Origin of the sequence: Pseudomonas sp. Pseusp3, assembly GCF_047304225.1 — a bacterium.
Taxonomy (GTDB): domain Bacteria; phylum Pseudomonadota; class Gammaproteobacteria; order Pseudomonadales; family Pseudomonadaceae; genus Aquipseudomonas; species Aquipseudomonas fluorescens_CD.
In genome coordinates this window covers 1-15654 of sequence record NZ_JBGLYV010000121.1, presented here as the reverse complement: position 1 = coordinate 15654, position 15654 = coordinate 1, and the positions used below count along the sequence as shown (strand labels likewise).

Below are 15654 nucleotides of genomic sequence, written 5' to 3'. Positions count from 1 at the left end.
ACAAAGGTCCAACCACCGTTACTGAGTCGATTAAATCGGCCGACGGCGGCAACCTGGAAGCGATCAACCCGGTGAAAACCCCGGTGAACACCACGGTCAACGACGTCAACGACAGCACCACCGTGACCCTGACCGCCACCCCGAGCGTGGACGAGAACGGCACCATCACTTACACCGCCACCCTGACCGACAAGAACGGTGCCCCGGTGACCGCACACAACACGCCGGTCACCGTCACCCTCGACAGCGGCAAGGTGATCACCATCGCGGTCGGCCAGAGCTCCGGCAGCCTGCCGGTCACCGTCGGCAACGACGTCTACAAAGGTCCAACCACCGTTACTGAGTCGATTAAATCGGCCGACGGCGGCAACCTGGAAGCGATCAACCCGGTGAAAACCCCGGTGAACACCACGGTCAACGACGTCAACGACAGCACCACCGTGACCCTGACCGCCACCCCGAGCGTGGACGAGAACGGCACCATCACTTACACCGCCACCCTGACCGACAAGAACGGTGCCCCGGTGACCGCACACAACACGCCGGTCACCGTGACCCTCGACAGCGGCAAGGTCATTACCATCGCCGTCGGCCAAAGCTCCGGCACCCTGCCGGTCACCGTCGGCAACGACGTCTACAAAGGTCCAACCACTGTCACCGAATCCATCAAGGACGCGGCCGGCGGTAACCTTGAAGCGATCAACCCGATCAAGACCCCGGTGAACACCACAGTTACCGACGTCAACGACGCCACCACCGTGAAATTGACTGCGACCCCATCGGTGAGCGAGAACGGTACGATCACGTATACCGCCACCCTGACCGACAAGAATGGCATCCCTGTCACTGCACACGACACGCCGGTCACCGTCACTCTGGACAGCGGCAAGTTGATCACCATCGCCGTCGGCCAGAGCTCCGGCAGCCTGCCGGTCACCGTTGGCAACGATGTCTACACCGGCGCGCCAACCGTTACCGAATCAATCAAGGCCGCCAGCGGCGGCAACCTTGAAGCCCTCGGCATGGACAAGACGCCAGTGTCGACCAGCGTCAGTGACTTCCAGGACACCACCACTGCCAGCATCAGCGGCAGCACTTCGGTAACCGAAGGCCAGGCGGCGAGTTATACCGTCAGCCTGACCAACCCGGCCCAGACCGAAGTGACGCTGAAAATCGTCTACAGCGGTACCGCTGCCGACGGTTCGGACTTCACCGGCGTGTACACCGTGAAGATCCCGGCGGGCGCCAGCAGTGCCAACTTCAACGTCGCGACCATCGATGACAAGATCACCGAAGGCACCGAAAACTTCGTGGTCAAGATCGATTCGGTCACTGGTGGCAACTTCGAGAATCTGGCGATCAGTTCGTCCAATGGCAGCGTCAGCACTTCGATCATCGACAACGATGCACCGCCAGTGCTGGACCTCGACGCCAACAACTCCAGCGGCGCTACCGGGGCCGATTACAAGATGACGTTCACCGAGAACACCGCCGGTCCTGGCGTGTCGATCGGCGATCTCGACCTGAGCATCACCGATCCGGACAGCACCATGCTGACCGGTGCAACCGTCGTGCTGACCAACCGTCAGCCAGGCGATGCGCTGAACCTGGGCAACAGCGTCAACGGCATCATCATCAACAGCAATGACCAGACTGGCACGATCACACTGACCTTGACCGGTACTGCGACGCTGGCCGATTACATTCAGCGCATCAAGAACATCACCTTCACCAACAACAGTGAAGACCCAAGCACCGTACCGCGGACCATCACCGTGAAGGTGACCGATGGCAGCAATTACTCCAACACCGCGACCACCACGGTCAATGTGGTGGCGGTCAATGACGCACCGGTCGCAGCACCGGTCAACGTCACCGGCACCGAAGACACGCCGCTGATTCTCGGCTGGTCGACCTTCGGCGTCAGCGACGTCGACAGCCCCGCCACCGGCCTGGGCGTGAAAATCACCCAGCTGCCGGGCGAGGGCAAACTGCAGTATCTGGACAGTTCGACCTGGAAAGATGTCGCCGCCAACCAGACCTTCAGCAAAGCCGACATCGACGCTGGCAAACTGCGCTTCATGCCGGATGCCAACGAGTCGGGCGCGAACGGTTATGGCCCCGGCACTGGCGATCAAAAGGCTGATTACGCGCAACTCCAGTTCCAGCCAACCGACGGCCAGGCACTGGGCAACACCGGCACGATCAAGATCGGCATCACCCCGGTGGCGGATGCCCCGACCCTGAGCGTTGCCGACAATAGCGTGAAGTCCACCGGATTGATCAAGGAAGTCTGGACCGGTCTGTCGGGCCTGGGTACCAGCGGCAACGGCGCGGACTCGACCACGCTGAAAAACGTGATCGACGCCGCTGGCACAGCAAACTCCAAAGGCACCGTGACCAACGTGCAGTCCGACGCTAACGTGACCGCCGGTACGGCGTCGAAAACCTCGGGCCTGATCTACCTCGAAGCCGGCAAGACCTACACCTTCAGCGGTGTTGGCGATGACAGCCTGTTGGTGACCATCGGCGGCAAGAACGTCGCCGCGATCACCTGGGGCGCGGGCGGCAACCTCAATGGTTCGTTCACCCCGACCACCAGCGGCTACTACACCCTGGACATCTACCACCACAACCAGAGCGGCCCGGGTAACTATGACGTCAACCTGTCGGTCAATGGCAGCACGCCGATCGACCTGAGCAGTGCCGGCGTACCGATTTACACGGGCGTGACGGATCTGGTGAATGCCGGCGTGACCGTGTCCGACTTGCACGGCAGCAATGGCGAGGGCTACTACGACGGCTACAAACTCAACACCGGCGCCGAAGGCAGCAGTGTGAAATTGTCCGCTATCACGACCGCGCTGACCGACACCGATGGCTCGGAAAGCCTGAGCCTGAAGATCAGCGGCATGCCGACCGGCTCGGTGCTCACCGACGGCGCGGGACATACCTTCACGGTCACTGCGACCAGTGGCGAGGCCAACGTGACGGGCTGGAGCCTAGGCTCTCTGAGCGTAACGCCACCATCGTATTACAACGGCCAGTTCAACCTGACCGTGACTTCGACCTCCACTGAGGCCCTGGGTGGTTCGGCCAGCAGCACTTCGCAAATTCCTGTGACTGTGTATCCGGCGGTCTACAACGCCGTCACTGCCACGGCGGCCAATGACACGGTCACCGGCACCGACGGCAACGACATCATCGTCGCCGACATCGGCGGCCTGACCGTGGTGCCAGGCACCAACTACAACATCGCGTTCATGGTCGACAGTTCCGGCAGTATGAGTTCCTCGTCGATCAACTCGGCCAAGGACTCGCTGACGTCTGTGTTCAACACACTAAAGCAAAGCCTGGGCAGCAACTCGGGTACGGTGAACATCTTCCTGGTGGACTTCGACACCCAGGTCAACAAGTCGGTGTCGGTGAACCTCAAAGACCCGAATGCGCTGACTCAGTTGAAGACGATCCTGGACTCGATGTCATCCGGCGGCGGCACCAACTACGAGGACGTGTTCAAAACCACGGCCAACTGGTTCCAGAGTGCGGACGCCGTGGCCAACACCGGGGCGAAGAACCTCACGTACTTCATTACTGACGGCAAGCCGACTTACTACCAGAGCGGCGAGTCGACCAACCCGACCCTGTATGGCAGCACAACACTCGATAGCCTGGTCACCACCAGCAACTATCAGTTGGGTAAAGCGATCAGCCTGGTCCCCGACAGCACGCACCAGATCGACATTAGCGCCTCGGGCTACGTGACGGTCTGGACCAAGACCAGCAACGGCAACAACGGCAACAACGGCAATGGCAATGGCAATGGCAACGGCAATGGAAGTAGCTGGTCCTCCAAGGACTTCGGCTATCTGCATGCCCAGGGCGACGGCACCTACGAGTTCTCGGGTCGTGACGGCGACGGCAACAGCACCGACGGGGACACCATCAGCAACTCCACCAGCAGCTTCACACTGCTGAGCAAGCTGTCGAATGTCGAGGCCATTGGTCTTAACAGCGACGTGAGCCTCAACGACCTGAAGCCGTACGACTCGGATACCACGCCGCAAACCAACATCGATCCGAAGGATCTGGCCAACTCGATCATCGGCCACACCGAAGCGACAATGCCGGGCAACGATACCGTCAGCGGTGGCGACGGCAACGACCTTCTGTTCGGCGATCTGGTGAGCTTCAACGGCATTGCCGGCGAGGGTTACCAGGCGATACAAGCCTTCGTGGCGCAGCAATCCGGCGTGGACGTCAGCAAAGTCACCACCAGCAACGTGCACCAGTACATCACCGAGCATTACACCGCGTTCGATGTGTCCGGTGCCCATGACGGCAACGATACCCTGCTGGGCGGTGCGGGCAATGACATCCTGTTCGGCTCGGGCGGAAGCGACACCCTCGACGGCGGCAAGGGCAATGACAGCCTGCTCGGCGGCACCGGCAACGACACGTTGATGGGCGGACAGGGCAACGACATCCTGATCGGTGGTTCCGGTGGTGACACCTTCGTCTGGAAAGCGGGCGACACCGGCAGCGACGTGATCAAGGACTTCAAGGCCGGCGAAGGTGACCGGATCGACCTGCGCGATCTGTTGCAGGGCGAAACCGGCAGTACCATCGACAACTTCCTGAAGATCACCACGGTCGATGGCGTGTCGTCGCTGCAAGTCAGCTCGACCGGCCAGTTCAACTCGGGCAACGCCGCAGCGGCCACGCCGGACGTGACGATCAAGCTGGAAGGCAATAACTGGTCAAGCGCCAACCTGCACAACCTGATTGCCGGTAGCGACCCGACCATCAAAATCGATCACAACAACAGCTGATGCACGAAAACGGCCGTTCCTTATGGGGCGGCCGTCACGTTTGCGTCCACTGCCCGGTGACGATTCCGTCGCTGCGCCACATACTGGCATGCGGTTGACCTATGCTGCTGACAGCACGACGCTGGTTCAATTCTGAGGGATGCTCAATGTTTTACGTGCAACGCGATGCGCAGGGCCTGTTGGTACGCGTGGAACCCGCCGCCTATGCCGAGGCCACGGAAACGCTGCCGGCCGACAATCATGAAATCCAGACCTGGTTTGCCAACGCTGCGGTGGAGAACAGCCTCAAACAGCTCAAGCAAAGTGACCTGGAAATGATCCGGGTACTCGATGACTTGATTCAGGTGCTGACCCAGAAAGGCGTGATCCGCGTCACCGACCTGCCAGCGGCGGCCCAGGCTAAACTCATGGATCGAAACCAGGCCCGTGAAGCCTTGGGTGGCTTGAGCCAATTGATCGATGATGAAGAGACCGGACTGATCTGACGCGCCCCTCCGATCATTCCCGCGCGCTACGTGGGAGCGATCAAATCAGCCCCAGGGCTTGGGCTCGCCGAACAACTGGCCCTGAACGCCGTATATCCCCATCTCGCGAATCACCGACAACTCGCCTTCAGTCTCGACCCGCTCGGCAATCAGCGGCAAATCAATGCTGTGTGCCGCGCGCTGGATCGCCTCGATGAACAGGCGTTTGTCACTCTCCAGATCGATCGAACGAATGTAGCTGCCATCGATCTTCAGGTACGCCAGCCCCAGCCGTGCCAGGTTGCCGATCATGCTGAAGCGTCCGCCAAAACGTTGCAGGCTCAGTGAGAAGCCGAGTTCGCGCAGGCGCCGGGTCAACTGCTCCAGTACCGCCTGGTCAGGCAGTTGCTCTTCGCCAATCTCCAGGGTCAGGCGCGGGCCGAAATTGGAATGCGCACGCAGTATCTCGAAGATTTTGTTTTGCGCCTGCGGGTCGCCCAGGGTAGCCGATGACAGATTCAGCGCCAGCGACTCCTCATGCTCGCTCATTTGCTCCAACACCCGTTCGAGCATCAGCCGATCCAGGCGCGCCGTCCAGCCGAAGCGCTCCAGCCAAGGCAGAAAACGCCCGGCGGGGATGGTCTGGCCCTGTTCGTCGAGCAGTCGCGACAACACTTTGTAATGCAGTACCAGTTGCGTGTCCTGGGCAGCCACTACCGGCTGGAAATACAGTTCGAAGCGCCGCTGTGTCAGCGCCTGGTCAAGCATTCGATGCCAGGCGTGGTGATCGTCGCCGACACTGGCCGAGAGGCTGTGTTCGATACAGGCCCAGTTCTGCTCGCCCTGGCCTTCGGCCTGCGCCAGCGCCTGATCACCGAGGCTGAGCACGGTTTGCGGCGAGTCGCCGTGAGCAAAAGGTGCCAGGCCGATAGACGCCACGGCAGCCACATCAGTGGCGCCGGTAGCGTGCAGACTGGCCAAGGCACTGTCGAGGTTTTGTGCCAGTTGCAGCGCTTCTTCGCGCACCAGCCCCGGCGCCAGCACGGCAAATTCGCCACCGCGGATACGAGTGACCAGGTTCTGGGTTTCCGGATATTTGGCGCACTCGCGAGACAGTTGCTCGCCGACGGCTTTGAGCACGTCATCGGTGCGCTGGCCACCGAGACGCTGATTGAGGCCGGCAAGATCCTTGACCCGCAATAGCAGCAGATAACCGGAACTGGCCTGCTCCGGGTTGCTCACCCGCGCATTCAGCTGCATCTCGAAATAACGCCTGTTGGCCAACCCGGTCAACGAGTCCTGATAGGACTCGACCCGCAGTTTTTCACTACGCTCCGCCTGCTCCTGAAACAGCGCCTTGAGCTTCTCGACCATCTGGTTCATGGCCTGTACGACCCGGCGAAGTTCGGGAGTGCGCGGCAGTTCCGGCAGGCTGAGGAATTCCCGCCGGGCGATGGCGTGGGATTGCTTGACCATGTAATCCAGCGGTCTCAATTGCTGACGCAGCAACAGCGCGCCGAGTACCGCACTGACCGCGCCGCATAGCAGCAACCAGCTCAGGCTGCCCAAAGCGCTTTGCCACAACTTGGCCAGTGCGAACATCGGGTGGCTGACCACCTCGACCCGGGCAGCCTGCTCCCAGCCACGGCTGACGATCGCGTCACCACCGGCGGGCTCCAGGCCGATCAGTTTGACGAACCAGTCCGGAACGTTGTTGACCGCCGGAATGCCCGTGCGCTCAACCAGGGCCTGGTCGGTCTTCAGATCGACCACGCGGATGCTCGCGTAGTAACCGCTGTCGAAAATCGAGCTGACCAGCAACTCGACCATCGCCGGGTCGTCGATATTCGGTGTCAGGGAAAGCGCCAGCGCCGTCGCCGCGTCCTGAGCATGGGAGCGCAACTGGTTGACATACTGAGTGCGCGAGCTCTCCAGGCTGACCATGAAACTGCCGGTGAAGGCGACCACCAGGAACAGACAGATAGCAATCAACAGCTGTTTGAACAAAGACATCTGAGCACCTGCTCCTAATTAGTCGTCTCGACCGGGAATCCTTCGGCCTGCATTTTCTTCAACACATCCTGCCAGCGCGAAAGACGCTTGGTATCGCCGACCTTTTTGTTGCCCTTGGTACCCGGTAGCCACAACCCTTCTGCATTGAAAGAGTAGACCGGCAGCAAATCCTTTCGCTGGCTGGCGGGCTTGATTGCATCAATCAGGCTATCGAGCACCAGAGGCTCGGCTTCCGGACTCGAGTAGTAGGTCAGCACCATGTGCGCGCGGTTCTGGGTCAGTGCCTTGACGTAGGTAATGCGCAGCTTTTCACTGGCTACACCGAGGTGACGCAGGCTGAAGTACTTGGCAATAGCGTAGTCTTCACAGTCGCCGGCGCCTTTCCAGAGGGCTTCGATCGGGGTTTCCCAGTAGTCGACTTCATGCCACAGATCGATGTCTTCGACATATCGCAGCTGTTTGTTGAAGAAGCGATTGACCACATTGAGTTGTTCCAACTCGCCGATCTGCTTCTGACTGGCCAACAAGTATTGCCAATCATTAATGCGCTGCTGACCTTCTCCCAAAGGTCCGTACAATGCCTGCGCCCGCCGGCTGATCAGGGAAAAATCCCAATCGGCACTCAAACTGCCCAACATCACGCCAGCCAGCAGCAATGCGCCGCACAGCCAGCGTAAAATCCGTGGGATCGTTAAACTTGCCGCCAATGCGAGGCATCCTGGGTAGGCAGGAGGGAGTCGTTCGAATGGTGAAGGTTAGACCGGAAAAAGACAATGGCACGGTGAGATCATTGGCGGCGCGCTAAACTGCAAGAAAGGCACTCGTTCGCTTGTTTGACAAGCCGTCAGGCAGTTACTAGTGTCATTTGGATCCAAAAAATATTCCGTCATTCAGGGTGCGTTTAGTGACACAAAAGCCCAACCCTCTAAGCAGTATCAAGGTCAACGGGCCCATTCCCGCGCATCTGGCACGGTCGGTGATCGAAGAAACCCTGCGCGCGGCCATACTCGACGGGCGCATTCCTTGCGGCGCGGCCCTGCGCCAGCAAGACCTCGCCGACCTGTTCGGCGTCAGCCGCATGCCCGTACGCGAAGCCTTGCGCCAGCTCGAAGCACAATCGTTGCTCAATGTGGTTGCCCACAAGGGCGCCGTGGTCGCGCCGCTGATCCAGGGCGACGCCGTGGAAACCTACGCGCTGCGCATCCTGCTGGAGTCCGAAGCCTTGCGTCTCTCGGTGCCACTGCTCCAGGACGAAGATCTCGAACAGGCTGCCCGTTACATCGATGAACTCGAAATGGAAAGCGACTACACCGAAATCGGCCGGCTCAATCGCCTGTTCCACATGGTGCTTTACAGCCGGGCACCCAATCGCCGGCTGTTGAGACTGGTCGAAGACGGCCTGATCGAGGAAGAGCGGTTCCTGCGTTTCAACCTGGAAGCCATGGGCCTGGGCAAACTGTCCCAGGACGACCATCAGGCATTGTTACGGGCCGCCGAAGACCGGGACGTCGAACGCTCCGTGAAGCTGCTCGAACACCACCTGAACCGAGCGGTCGAGGTCATTACGCGCTACCTCAACAGCCCTGAAGTCCGGGCCAAAAACACGTCCAGGTAACCCGCCGTGGCAAGTCCGGGAGAGGCGCACCGAAGAGTTCGCCTCGCCTGATGCACATTTCCCCGAATGTGTTCCACGAATAATTTGATTACAAATCCCCTGTACCCAAATCACACCGCCCTCGCGGCGCTATATCACGCCCCAACGCCTCGCCGCCTTCAAACCTGACCATCGCAACGATTGCATGCTGTCTCGGTATTGGCGGCCGCCTCCATTTGCGCCCACTCTGGGTGCCAAGGACACAATAAAACCGGGGACGTTCCGTGCGAATGGCGTAGTCCCCATCCCCAGAAGCGAAGGAAGGAGCCTCATCACGGGAACGGAAGGATCGGCACCAATCACGACCCACTTCCACCCCCTCAGACATCCCCCAACGACGCCAACTAAAAAGTTACTTCGAGTGAGGCATTCACTCTTTATTCAATTCTGACTTATATAAGCCGGAAGTAGTAACTACGCCAAAATAAAACCAACATGGAAAGTTTTATTGGGACTTATCAACTTCGAAAAAGTTGAATATCAAAATAATACCAAAACAACTTGATTGACACTTTATATGTGTATTAGTTTTTCTTCGCTGCCAACCACAAGCGGCAACAGCACCTCAGTTACACGGCATATCCAGCACTGAAAAAGATCAATTCGTTTGAGGTACCCGTTCGCCCTGAAAAACTTTAAGCGAACTTAAGTGCTTGATTACTTCTCACCCCGAATCACTTACAGGCCCATCCATGAAACCAACTAAAGAACGTCTTATTCAAATAAAAGCCGAACTTGGCGAACACCCGATTTTCTCTGAAATACATTCGCTGCCGGTCCTGAGACGCTTCATGGAAACCCACGTTTTTGCCGTATGGGACTTCATGTCACTGACCAAGCGCCTGCAACAGGAGCTGACTTGCGTGCGACTGCCCTGGCTGCCGCCGCAGGATCCCCAGGCCGCTCGGTTGATCAACGAGATCGTGCTGGGTGAGGAGTCGGATGATCGCCCGGCCCAGGGTCATTACAGCCACTTCGAGTTGTATCTGGATGCAATGCGCGAAGTCGGCGCCTGCACCGATGCCATCGAACGCTTCGTGGCCTTGCAACAGGAAGGCGTGAGTTACGACCTGGCCTTGAAATGCATCAATGTCGACCCGGCGGCTGCACATTTCGTTCGCCATACGCTGCACACCGCACTGCATGCACCGGGTCACTGTGTTGCGGCGGCGTTTCTGCACGGTCGCGAGAGCGTTATCCCGCAGATGTTCCAGCGCATCCTCGACGATTGGGGCATCGGCACCGAACAGGCGCCGACCTTCCGTTACTACCTCGAACGGCACATTGAAGTCGATTCCGAGGACCACGGCCCGGCAGCGGAAAAGCTCCTGTCGCGACTGGTCGATGGCGACCCGCAACGGCAGGAGGACGTGTATGCCAGCGCCATCGCTGCCGTGGAAAGTCGTATTGCCCTGTGGGACGGACTGCGCCTGAGCATCAACGAATCGGTCGTGGAGGTGAGCGCATGAACGCCGTCGACTACCAATCCTTCGCCGACGCCTGGGAAAGTCGCGCGACCATCCGCACACGCCCGCGACGCGTGCTGGAGAACGACGACAAACTGATCTACCCCTTGAGCCGTCAACCGCTGGTGCTGAGCGAAACCTTTCTGCGCGAATGTCCGCAGCTGCGCGACTTCGCCCTGGTGCAGACGCTCTACAAGTTCATCAACGATGTGGTGATTTTCGAAACCGAGATCGTCGACAAGACCGCCCGCAGCATCGCCAAGAATCGCTTCGCGGTCGAGTTCCCGTTCGCCTGCCGCTACGACGCCATGACTGTCGTGGTGGACGAGGATTACCACGCACTGGTGGCGATGGATTTCATGCAGCAGACCATCGCGTTGACCGGCATCACCCCCATTGAATTGCCGGATGAGATCGAACTGAGCCGAGCGATACCGGTGGCCGTGGCACTCGCACCGGAGCACCTGCGCAGCGCTGTAGAACTGATCTGCGTGGCCATCGCCGAAAACACCGTGACCGGCGATGTTGCCGCGTTCGCCAAGGACGACACGGTCAAGCAATCGATCAAGGGCCTGATGGCCGATCACTTGCTGGACGAGGGGCGCCATTCCGGTTTTTGGGCACGACTGGTACGCATTTACTGGCATACGGCTAGTGCAGACGACCGCCATTGCATCGCGCAGATCCTGCCGGTGTTCATTGGCCATTACCTGACCAACGACATCCAGAAATCCTTCGACTTCCGCTTGATCGACGCACTGCAGACCAACGACGCGGCGCGCCACGCACTCAAGAACGAAATGTCGGCACTGGCCTTCCCGATCAATCGCCATCACCCGCTGGTGGCCAACATTGTGCGGTTTTTCCACAGCAGTTCACTGCTCGAATCGCCGTGCGTACAAACCGCCCTCAGCGACTACCTGGTTTGACGAGGAGCCCACCATGAGACGTCTCGACATCTTGCTCAACGGACAAAGCCAGGCCATGACCAACCTGGCGCTGGAACTCGAACAACACGGTCATTCACTGACGTGGGTATCCGCACTCGACGAAATGCCTGGGCCTGTGGATCTGCTGATCGACGATGGCACGTCGCTTCAGTTCATCGCCCAGGCGCCACGGCTGACATTGCAATTGGGGCTTGGCCTGCCGCAGGCGTCAGGCCTGCCTTCGCTGGACCTGTTGTGCTGCCATGGCTCAACGCTGTTGAGTCGTGTACCCATTGCCGATGAGCCGTCGGGTAACGGCCAGGCGTTGCGTATGCGAGCCATAACAGGTCTGGTTGACCACGTGGCGCTGCTGGTCAGCCGCTACTCGCGGGATGCCGACTATTTTCGACACGCCGCCCCCGCGCTACCTGCCCGCTACGAGCGCATCGAGAACCTGCGGTTTCTGGACAGCCTCGCGTTCGTGCATCGCTTCAATGCCACCGCCGACCCACGACTGCAGCAACTCGCGCAAACGCCAATGATCGAACGGCTGGAACAACAGTGCATCCAGAGCGCTGACCGTCCGGCCTTGAGCATCACCGGCACAACGCTCGACTATCGCCAGTTGTACGCCCACAGCCGTGCCATCCAGCAACGTTTGCGACCGCTGCTGGATCAGCATCAAGGTCCGGTAGTCGTCGGGATCTGCCTGCCCAAATGCAGCGCGCTGTATGCCGGAGTCCTGGCGATCCTGGGCAGTGGCGCGGTGTACCTGCCGCTGGAGCCGAGCCATCCGCTACAACGTCAGCAGTACATTCTGACGAATGCCGGCGCGGTGTTGTTGCTGCATGATGGCGAGCATCCCCTGGCGAGGGAGATGCCGGGGCTGGACATCGGGTGTATCGACCACCGCGACGTGGATCTCACTCAACCCTTGATGCACCAACGCCCCGACCCCGATGCACCCTGCATGGCGCTCTACACCTCAGGCACCACCGGTCACCCGAAGGGCGTGTTGCTCAGCCAGGCCAACCTCACGCACTTCACCCATTGGCACGCCGACTATGTGCAGCTGACCAGCCACAGCCGGGTGCTGCAGTTTTCTTCATTGAGTTTCGACTCATCGCTGATCGACATCTTCCCGACCCTGTTGCAAGGCGCCGAGCTGATCGTGCCCGACGAGGACCAACGCCGCGATCCACTGCAACTGGTGGAGCTGATTCGTCATCGGCAACTGAGCCACGCCTTTTTACCGCCTGCCTTGTTGAGCATCCTGCCGCTGGAGCAGTTGCAGTGCCTGGACCGTGTGATGACCGGCGGCGATGTGTGCGAGCCGTGGGTCATCGAACAACTGAGCCGTCAGGGCAAGCTCTACAACCTCTACGGGCCCACCGAAGCCACGGTACTGATTACCGCGCGGCGGCTTCAGGCAGGCGACAACAACCGCTCGCTGGGTGCGCCGATCGCCAATAGTCAGGTGTTTATTCTCGATGATGACTTTCAACCGGTGGCCGAGCAGACTGTCGGTGAGTTGTACATCGCTGGCCCGGGCGTGTGCCTGGGCTACCTGAACAACCCGCAGCAAACCGCTGAGCGTTATCTGGACCTGAACTTGCCTGATGGCCAGTCCCTGCGCGTCTATCGCACCGGGGACATGGCGAAGTGGACAGATGAAGGGATCGAGTTGTGCGGTCGGCGTGATAATCAGGTGAAGATTCGCGGCTTCCGGGTCGAGCCGGAAGAGATTGAGCGCTGCCTGCGCGACAGCCGGTTGTACCGCCAGGTTGCCGTGGTCGTTGATAGCCAGCGACGGATTCTGGCCTTCCTTGCCCAACCCCGGGAAGACCTCCCAGGCGCCGCTCGCCAGGCGTTGAAGGCCCACGCGGCACAGCACCTGCCGGACTACATGCACCCCGCTGCATGGACGGAACTGGCAAGCATGCCTTACGCCAGCAACGGAAAGGTCGACCGCAAGGCGTTGCTGGAGCTGCCGGTGAGCGTCACCGATAACCCTCCACGGCGCCTGCCCGTCAATGCCGATGAAACCCTGCTGCTGAACATCTGGGCCGAGTTGCTGGAGCTGCCGGCGAGCGACATTCCCACCGACGAAAGCTTCTTCAATCTGGGCGGGCACTCGATCCTGCTATCGCGCATGCTCCTGCGACTGCGTGAAGAGTTCGGGCGCAGCATCTCGATCAACCGCTTCATCGAACTGCCCACCATCACGAAACTGGCGACACTGGTACGCGGCTCCGGCAGCGAAGAAGTGCTGAGCGAACAGGCCCTGCGCGATGCCTTCCGCGAACTGGATATTCAGCCTCTGCCCATCAGTCGCATGGGCGATGTGCACAAGGTGATCGTCACAGGCGCCAACAGTTTTGTCGGTGTACACATCGTCGAGGCGTTGCTGGCCTGGGGGGCCAGCGAGGTCGCCTGCCTGGTGCGCGACGGCAATGGGCAATCGGCGGACGAGCGCTTTGCCCAGGCGCTGCGGGAGAACCATCTGGAGCACCTGGATATGAGCCGGGTACGGGTTCACGCGGCCGATATCACACGACCGGAACTCGGTTTGGCAGCAGAGGTTTATCAGCGCCTGGATCGAGAATTTGGCGCGCTGGTGCACAACGCCGCCAACGTCAATCACGTCCTCGATTACGAGTCGCTGGCGAGGGACAACGTCGAGCCGATTTTCGAATGTTTGCGCCTGTGCGAAGGACGCAGCAAAAAAATCTTCAATTTCGTCTCGACGCTCTCGGCCTCCAGCACGATATCCGCCGACGGCCGAGTGCTTGAGTTGCCGGCCGCACCGACACCCCCCATCTACATCAAGAACGGCTACAACCTGTCCAAATGGGTTGGCGAGCGCATCCTCGAACGGGCGCGAGAGCTTGGGGTCCGGGTCAATCTCTACCGCCCTGGCAACATCAGCTTCAACAGCCTCACGGGCGTGTGCCAGCCACACAAGAATCGCCTGATGCTGATGCTCAAGGGCTCGATCCAGCTGGGTCTGGTGCCGGAGTTCGCCTTGAACTTCGACTTGATGCCGGTGGACTTTCTCGCCCGATTCATCGCCTTCCACGCCAGTCGTTATCAGCCGGAACAGGCGGTGTTCAACCTGCACAACCCCGAGCCCCTGAGCTGGGACGACTACGTGGCGTCCTTCCGCGAGACTGGGCGCGAATTCGCGATGGTCAGCGTCGCCGACTGGCAGCAGCAGCTGAGTCGGGTCGACAGCGACAACGCGTTGTTCGGCGTGCTGGGGTTCTACCTCAACGGCTTCGAGGAGGACATCGGCGACATCTCGATGATCGGTCACGACAACGCCCAGGCCGGCGTACGGCTTATGGGTGCGCACTACCCGCAAAAATCCCCGGCGCTGCTGCGTCGCGGCTGCGACTACCTCAAAGAAATCAACTTCATCTGACTCAACCCCAACGGAGCAAGACCATGAGTACTCTGCAACCCGATACCCTGATCAAAAACCCTCAAGGCTGCCACGTGGTGTCCTCGGTGGACGTGCCCGCCGCTGCTGCGCAGGTATGGGCCGTGGTCGGTAACTTTTCCGGCTTTGATCGCTTCATCCCGGCACTGTCGCACATCGAAATGACCGGTGAAGGCGTGTCATCGTTACGCAAAAAGTTTTTCAAGGACGGCAACCAGGTGGTCGAACAGCTTAACTCCCGGGACGACCAGGCGCGGCACATGACCTGGACCACTATCTACAACACTCTGGGTGTGGCCAATCTGTGGGCCGCGATGAGCGTTGAATCACTGGATGCGGACAAGTCCCGAGCCACCTGGACCATCATTGCCGAACCGGCACAGGGTGGCGCCGAGGCGCTGCCAGGCTTCAAGGATTTCGTGCAGGGCTTTGCCGATGATGCGATGAACAATGTGCTGAAACTGTTTGCGTAGAGCGTGAAAAAGCCCGTTGTGGAGAGGCTCCGCAACGGGCTTTTCAATACCCCTGAAACGACAAAACCCCTGTCTGCGTCAGCAGACAGGGGTTTTGGAATTCAATCTTGACGATGACCTACTCTCACATGGGGAAACCCCACACTACCATCGGCGATGCATCGTTTCACTTCTGAGTTCGGGATGGGATCAGGTGGTTCCAACGCTCTATGGTCGTCAAGAAATTCTGTTTGTCAGTCCGTCTGTAGTGACGTACCAACGAATTCTTGATGCTTCTACTATAAAGACAAAACCCCTACCTGCATACGCAGATAGGGGTTTCGGAATTTAATCTTGACGATGACCTACTCTCACATGGGGAAACCCCACACTACCATCGGC

General features: G+C 59.6%; 8 protein-coding genes, 1 rRNA gene and 1 pseudogene. 7 read left to right on the top strand and 3 right to left on the bottom strand.

Annotated elements, in window-relative coordinates; translation table 11 throughout:
• Together ACCD00_RS26910 and ACCD00_RS26905 are read left to right on the top strand one after the other, a co-directional pair.
• A pseudogene (locus tag ACCD00_RS26910) lies at nucleotides 1-4832 on the top strand (LapA family giant adhesin); the annotation flags it as partial.
• Nucleotides 4833-4978: 146 nt separating this feature from the next.
• The gene (locus ACCD00_RS26905) at nucleotides 4979-5317 is read left to right on the top strand and encodes a hypothetical protein (RefSeq protein WP_057399111.1); all 339 of its coding nucleotides are present in this window, start codon (nucleotides 4979-4981) and stop codon (nucleotides 5315-5317) included.
• A 45-nt stretch (nucleotides 5318-5362) separates the two neighbouring features.
• Here ACCD00_RS26905 and lapD read toward each other — a convergent pair whose 3' ends face one another.
• Entirely contained in the window at nucleotides 5363-7309 is a 1947-nt protein-coding gene (lapD, locus tag ACCD00_RS26900; RefSeq protein WP_413428319.1) for a cyclic di-GMP receptor LapD, read from the bottom strand.
• Between the two features lie 14 nt (nucleotides 7310-7323).
• Complete coding sequence (lapG, locus tag ACCD00_RS26895; RefSeq protein ID WP_413428318.1) at nucleotides 7324-8016, bottom strand: cysteine protease LapG; 693 nt, start codon at nucleotides 8014-8016, stop codon at nucleotides 7324-7326.
• Nucleotides 8017-8213: 197 nt separating this feature from the next.
• Between lapG and ACCD00_RS26890 the strand changes: the two genes are divergently transcribed.
• From ACCD00_RS26890 to ACCD00_RS26870, 5 genes are all read left to right on the top strand, one after another.
• Nucleotides 8214-8924, top strand: a complete 711-nt coding sequence (locus tag ACCD00_RS26890) for a GntR family transcriptional regulator (RefSeq protein WP_413428317.1) — start codon at nucleotides 8214-8216, stop codon at nucleotides 8922-8924.
• A 731-nt stretch (nucleotides 8925-9655) separates the two neighbouring features.
• The gene (locus ACCD00_RS26885) at nucleotides 9656-10432 is read left to right on the top strand and encodes a DUF3050 domain-containing protein (protein WP_413428316.1); all 777 of its coding nucleotides are present in this window, start codon (nucleotides 9656-9658) and stop codon (nucleotides 10430-10432) included.
• Nucleotides 10429-11358, top strand: a complete 930-nt coding sequence (locus ACCD00_RS26880; RefSeq protein WP_413428315.1) for a diiron oxygenase — start codon at nucleotides 10429-10431, stop codon at nucleotides 11356-11358. The genes ACCD00_RS26885 and ACCD00_RS26880 overlap by 4 nt, the downstream gene beginning before the upstream one ends.
• 13 nt (nucleotides 11359-11371) lie before the next feature.
• The gene (locus ACCD00_RS26875) at nucleotides 11372-14782 is read left to right on the top strand and encodes a non-ribosomal peptide synthetase (RefSeq protein WP_413428314.1); all 3411 of its coding nucleotides are present in this window, start codon (nucleotides 11372-11374) and stop codon (nucleotides 14780-14782) included.
• 23 nt (nucleotides 14783-14805) lie between these two features.
• Entirely contained in the window at nucleotides 14806-15273 is a 468-nt protein-coding gene (locus tag ACCD00_RS26870) for an SRPBCC family protein (RefSeq protein ID WP_413428313.1), read from the top strand.
• A gap of 105 nt (nucleotides 15274-15378) precedes the next feature.
• Here ACCD00_RS26870 and rrf read toward each other — a convergent pair.
• Nucleotides 15379-15494 (bottom strand): 5S ribosomal RNA (rrf, locus tag ACCD00_RS26865).
• Nucleotides 15495-15654: the final 160 nt, after the last annotated feature.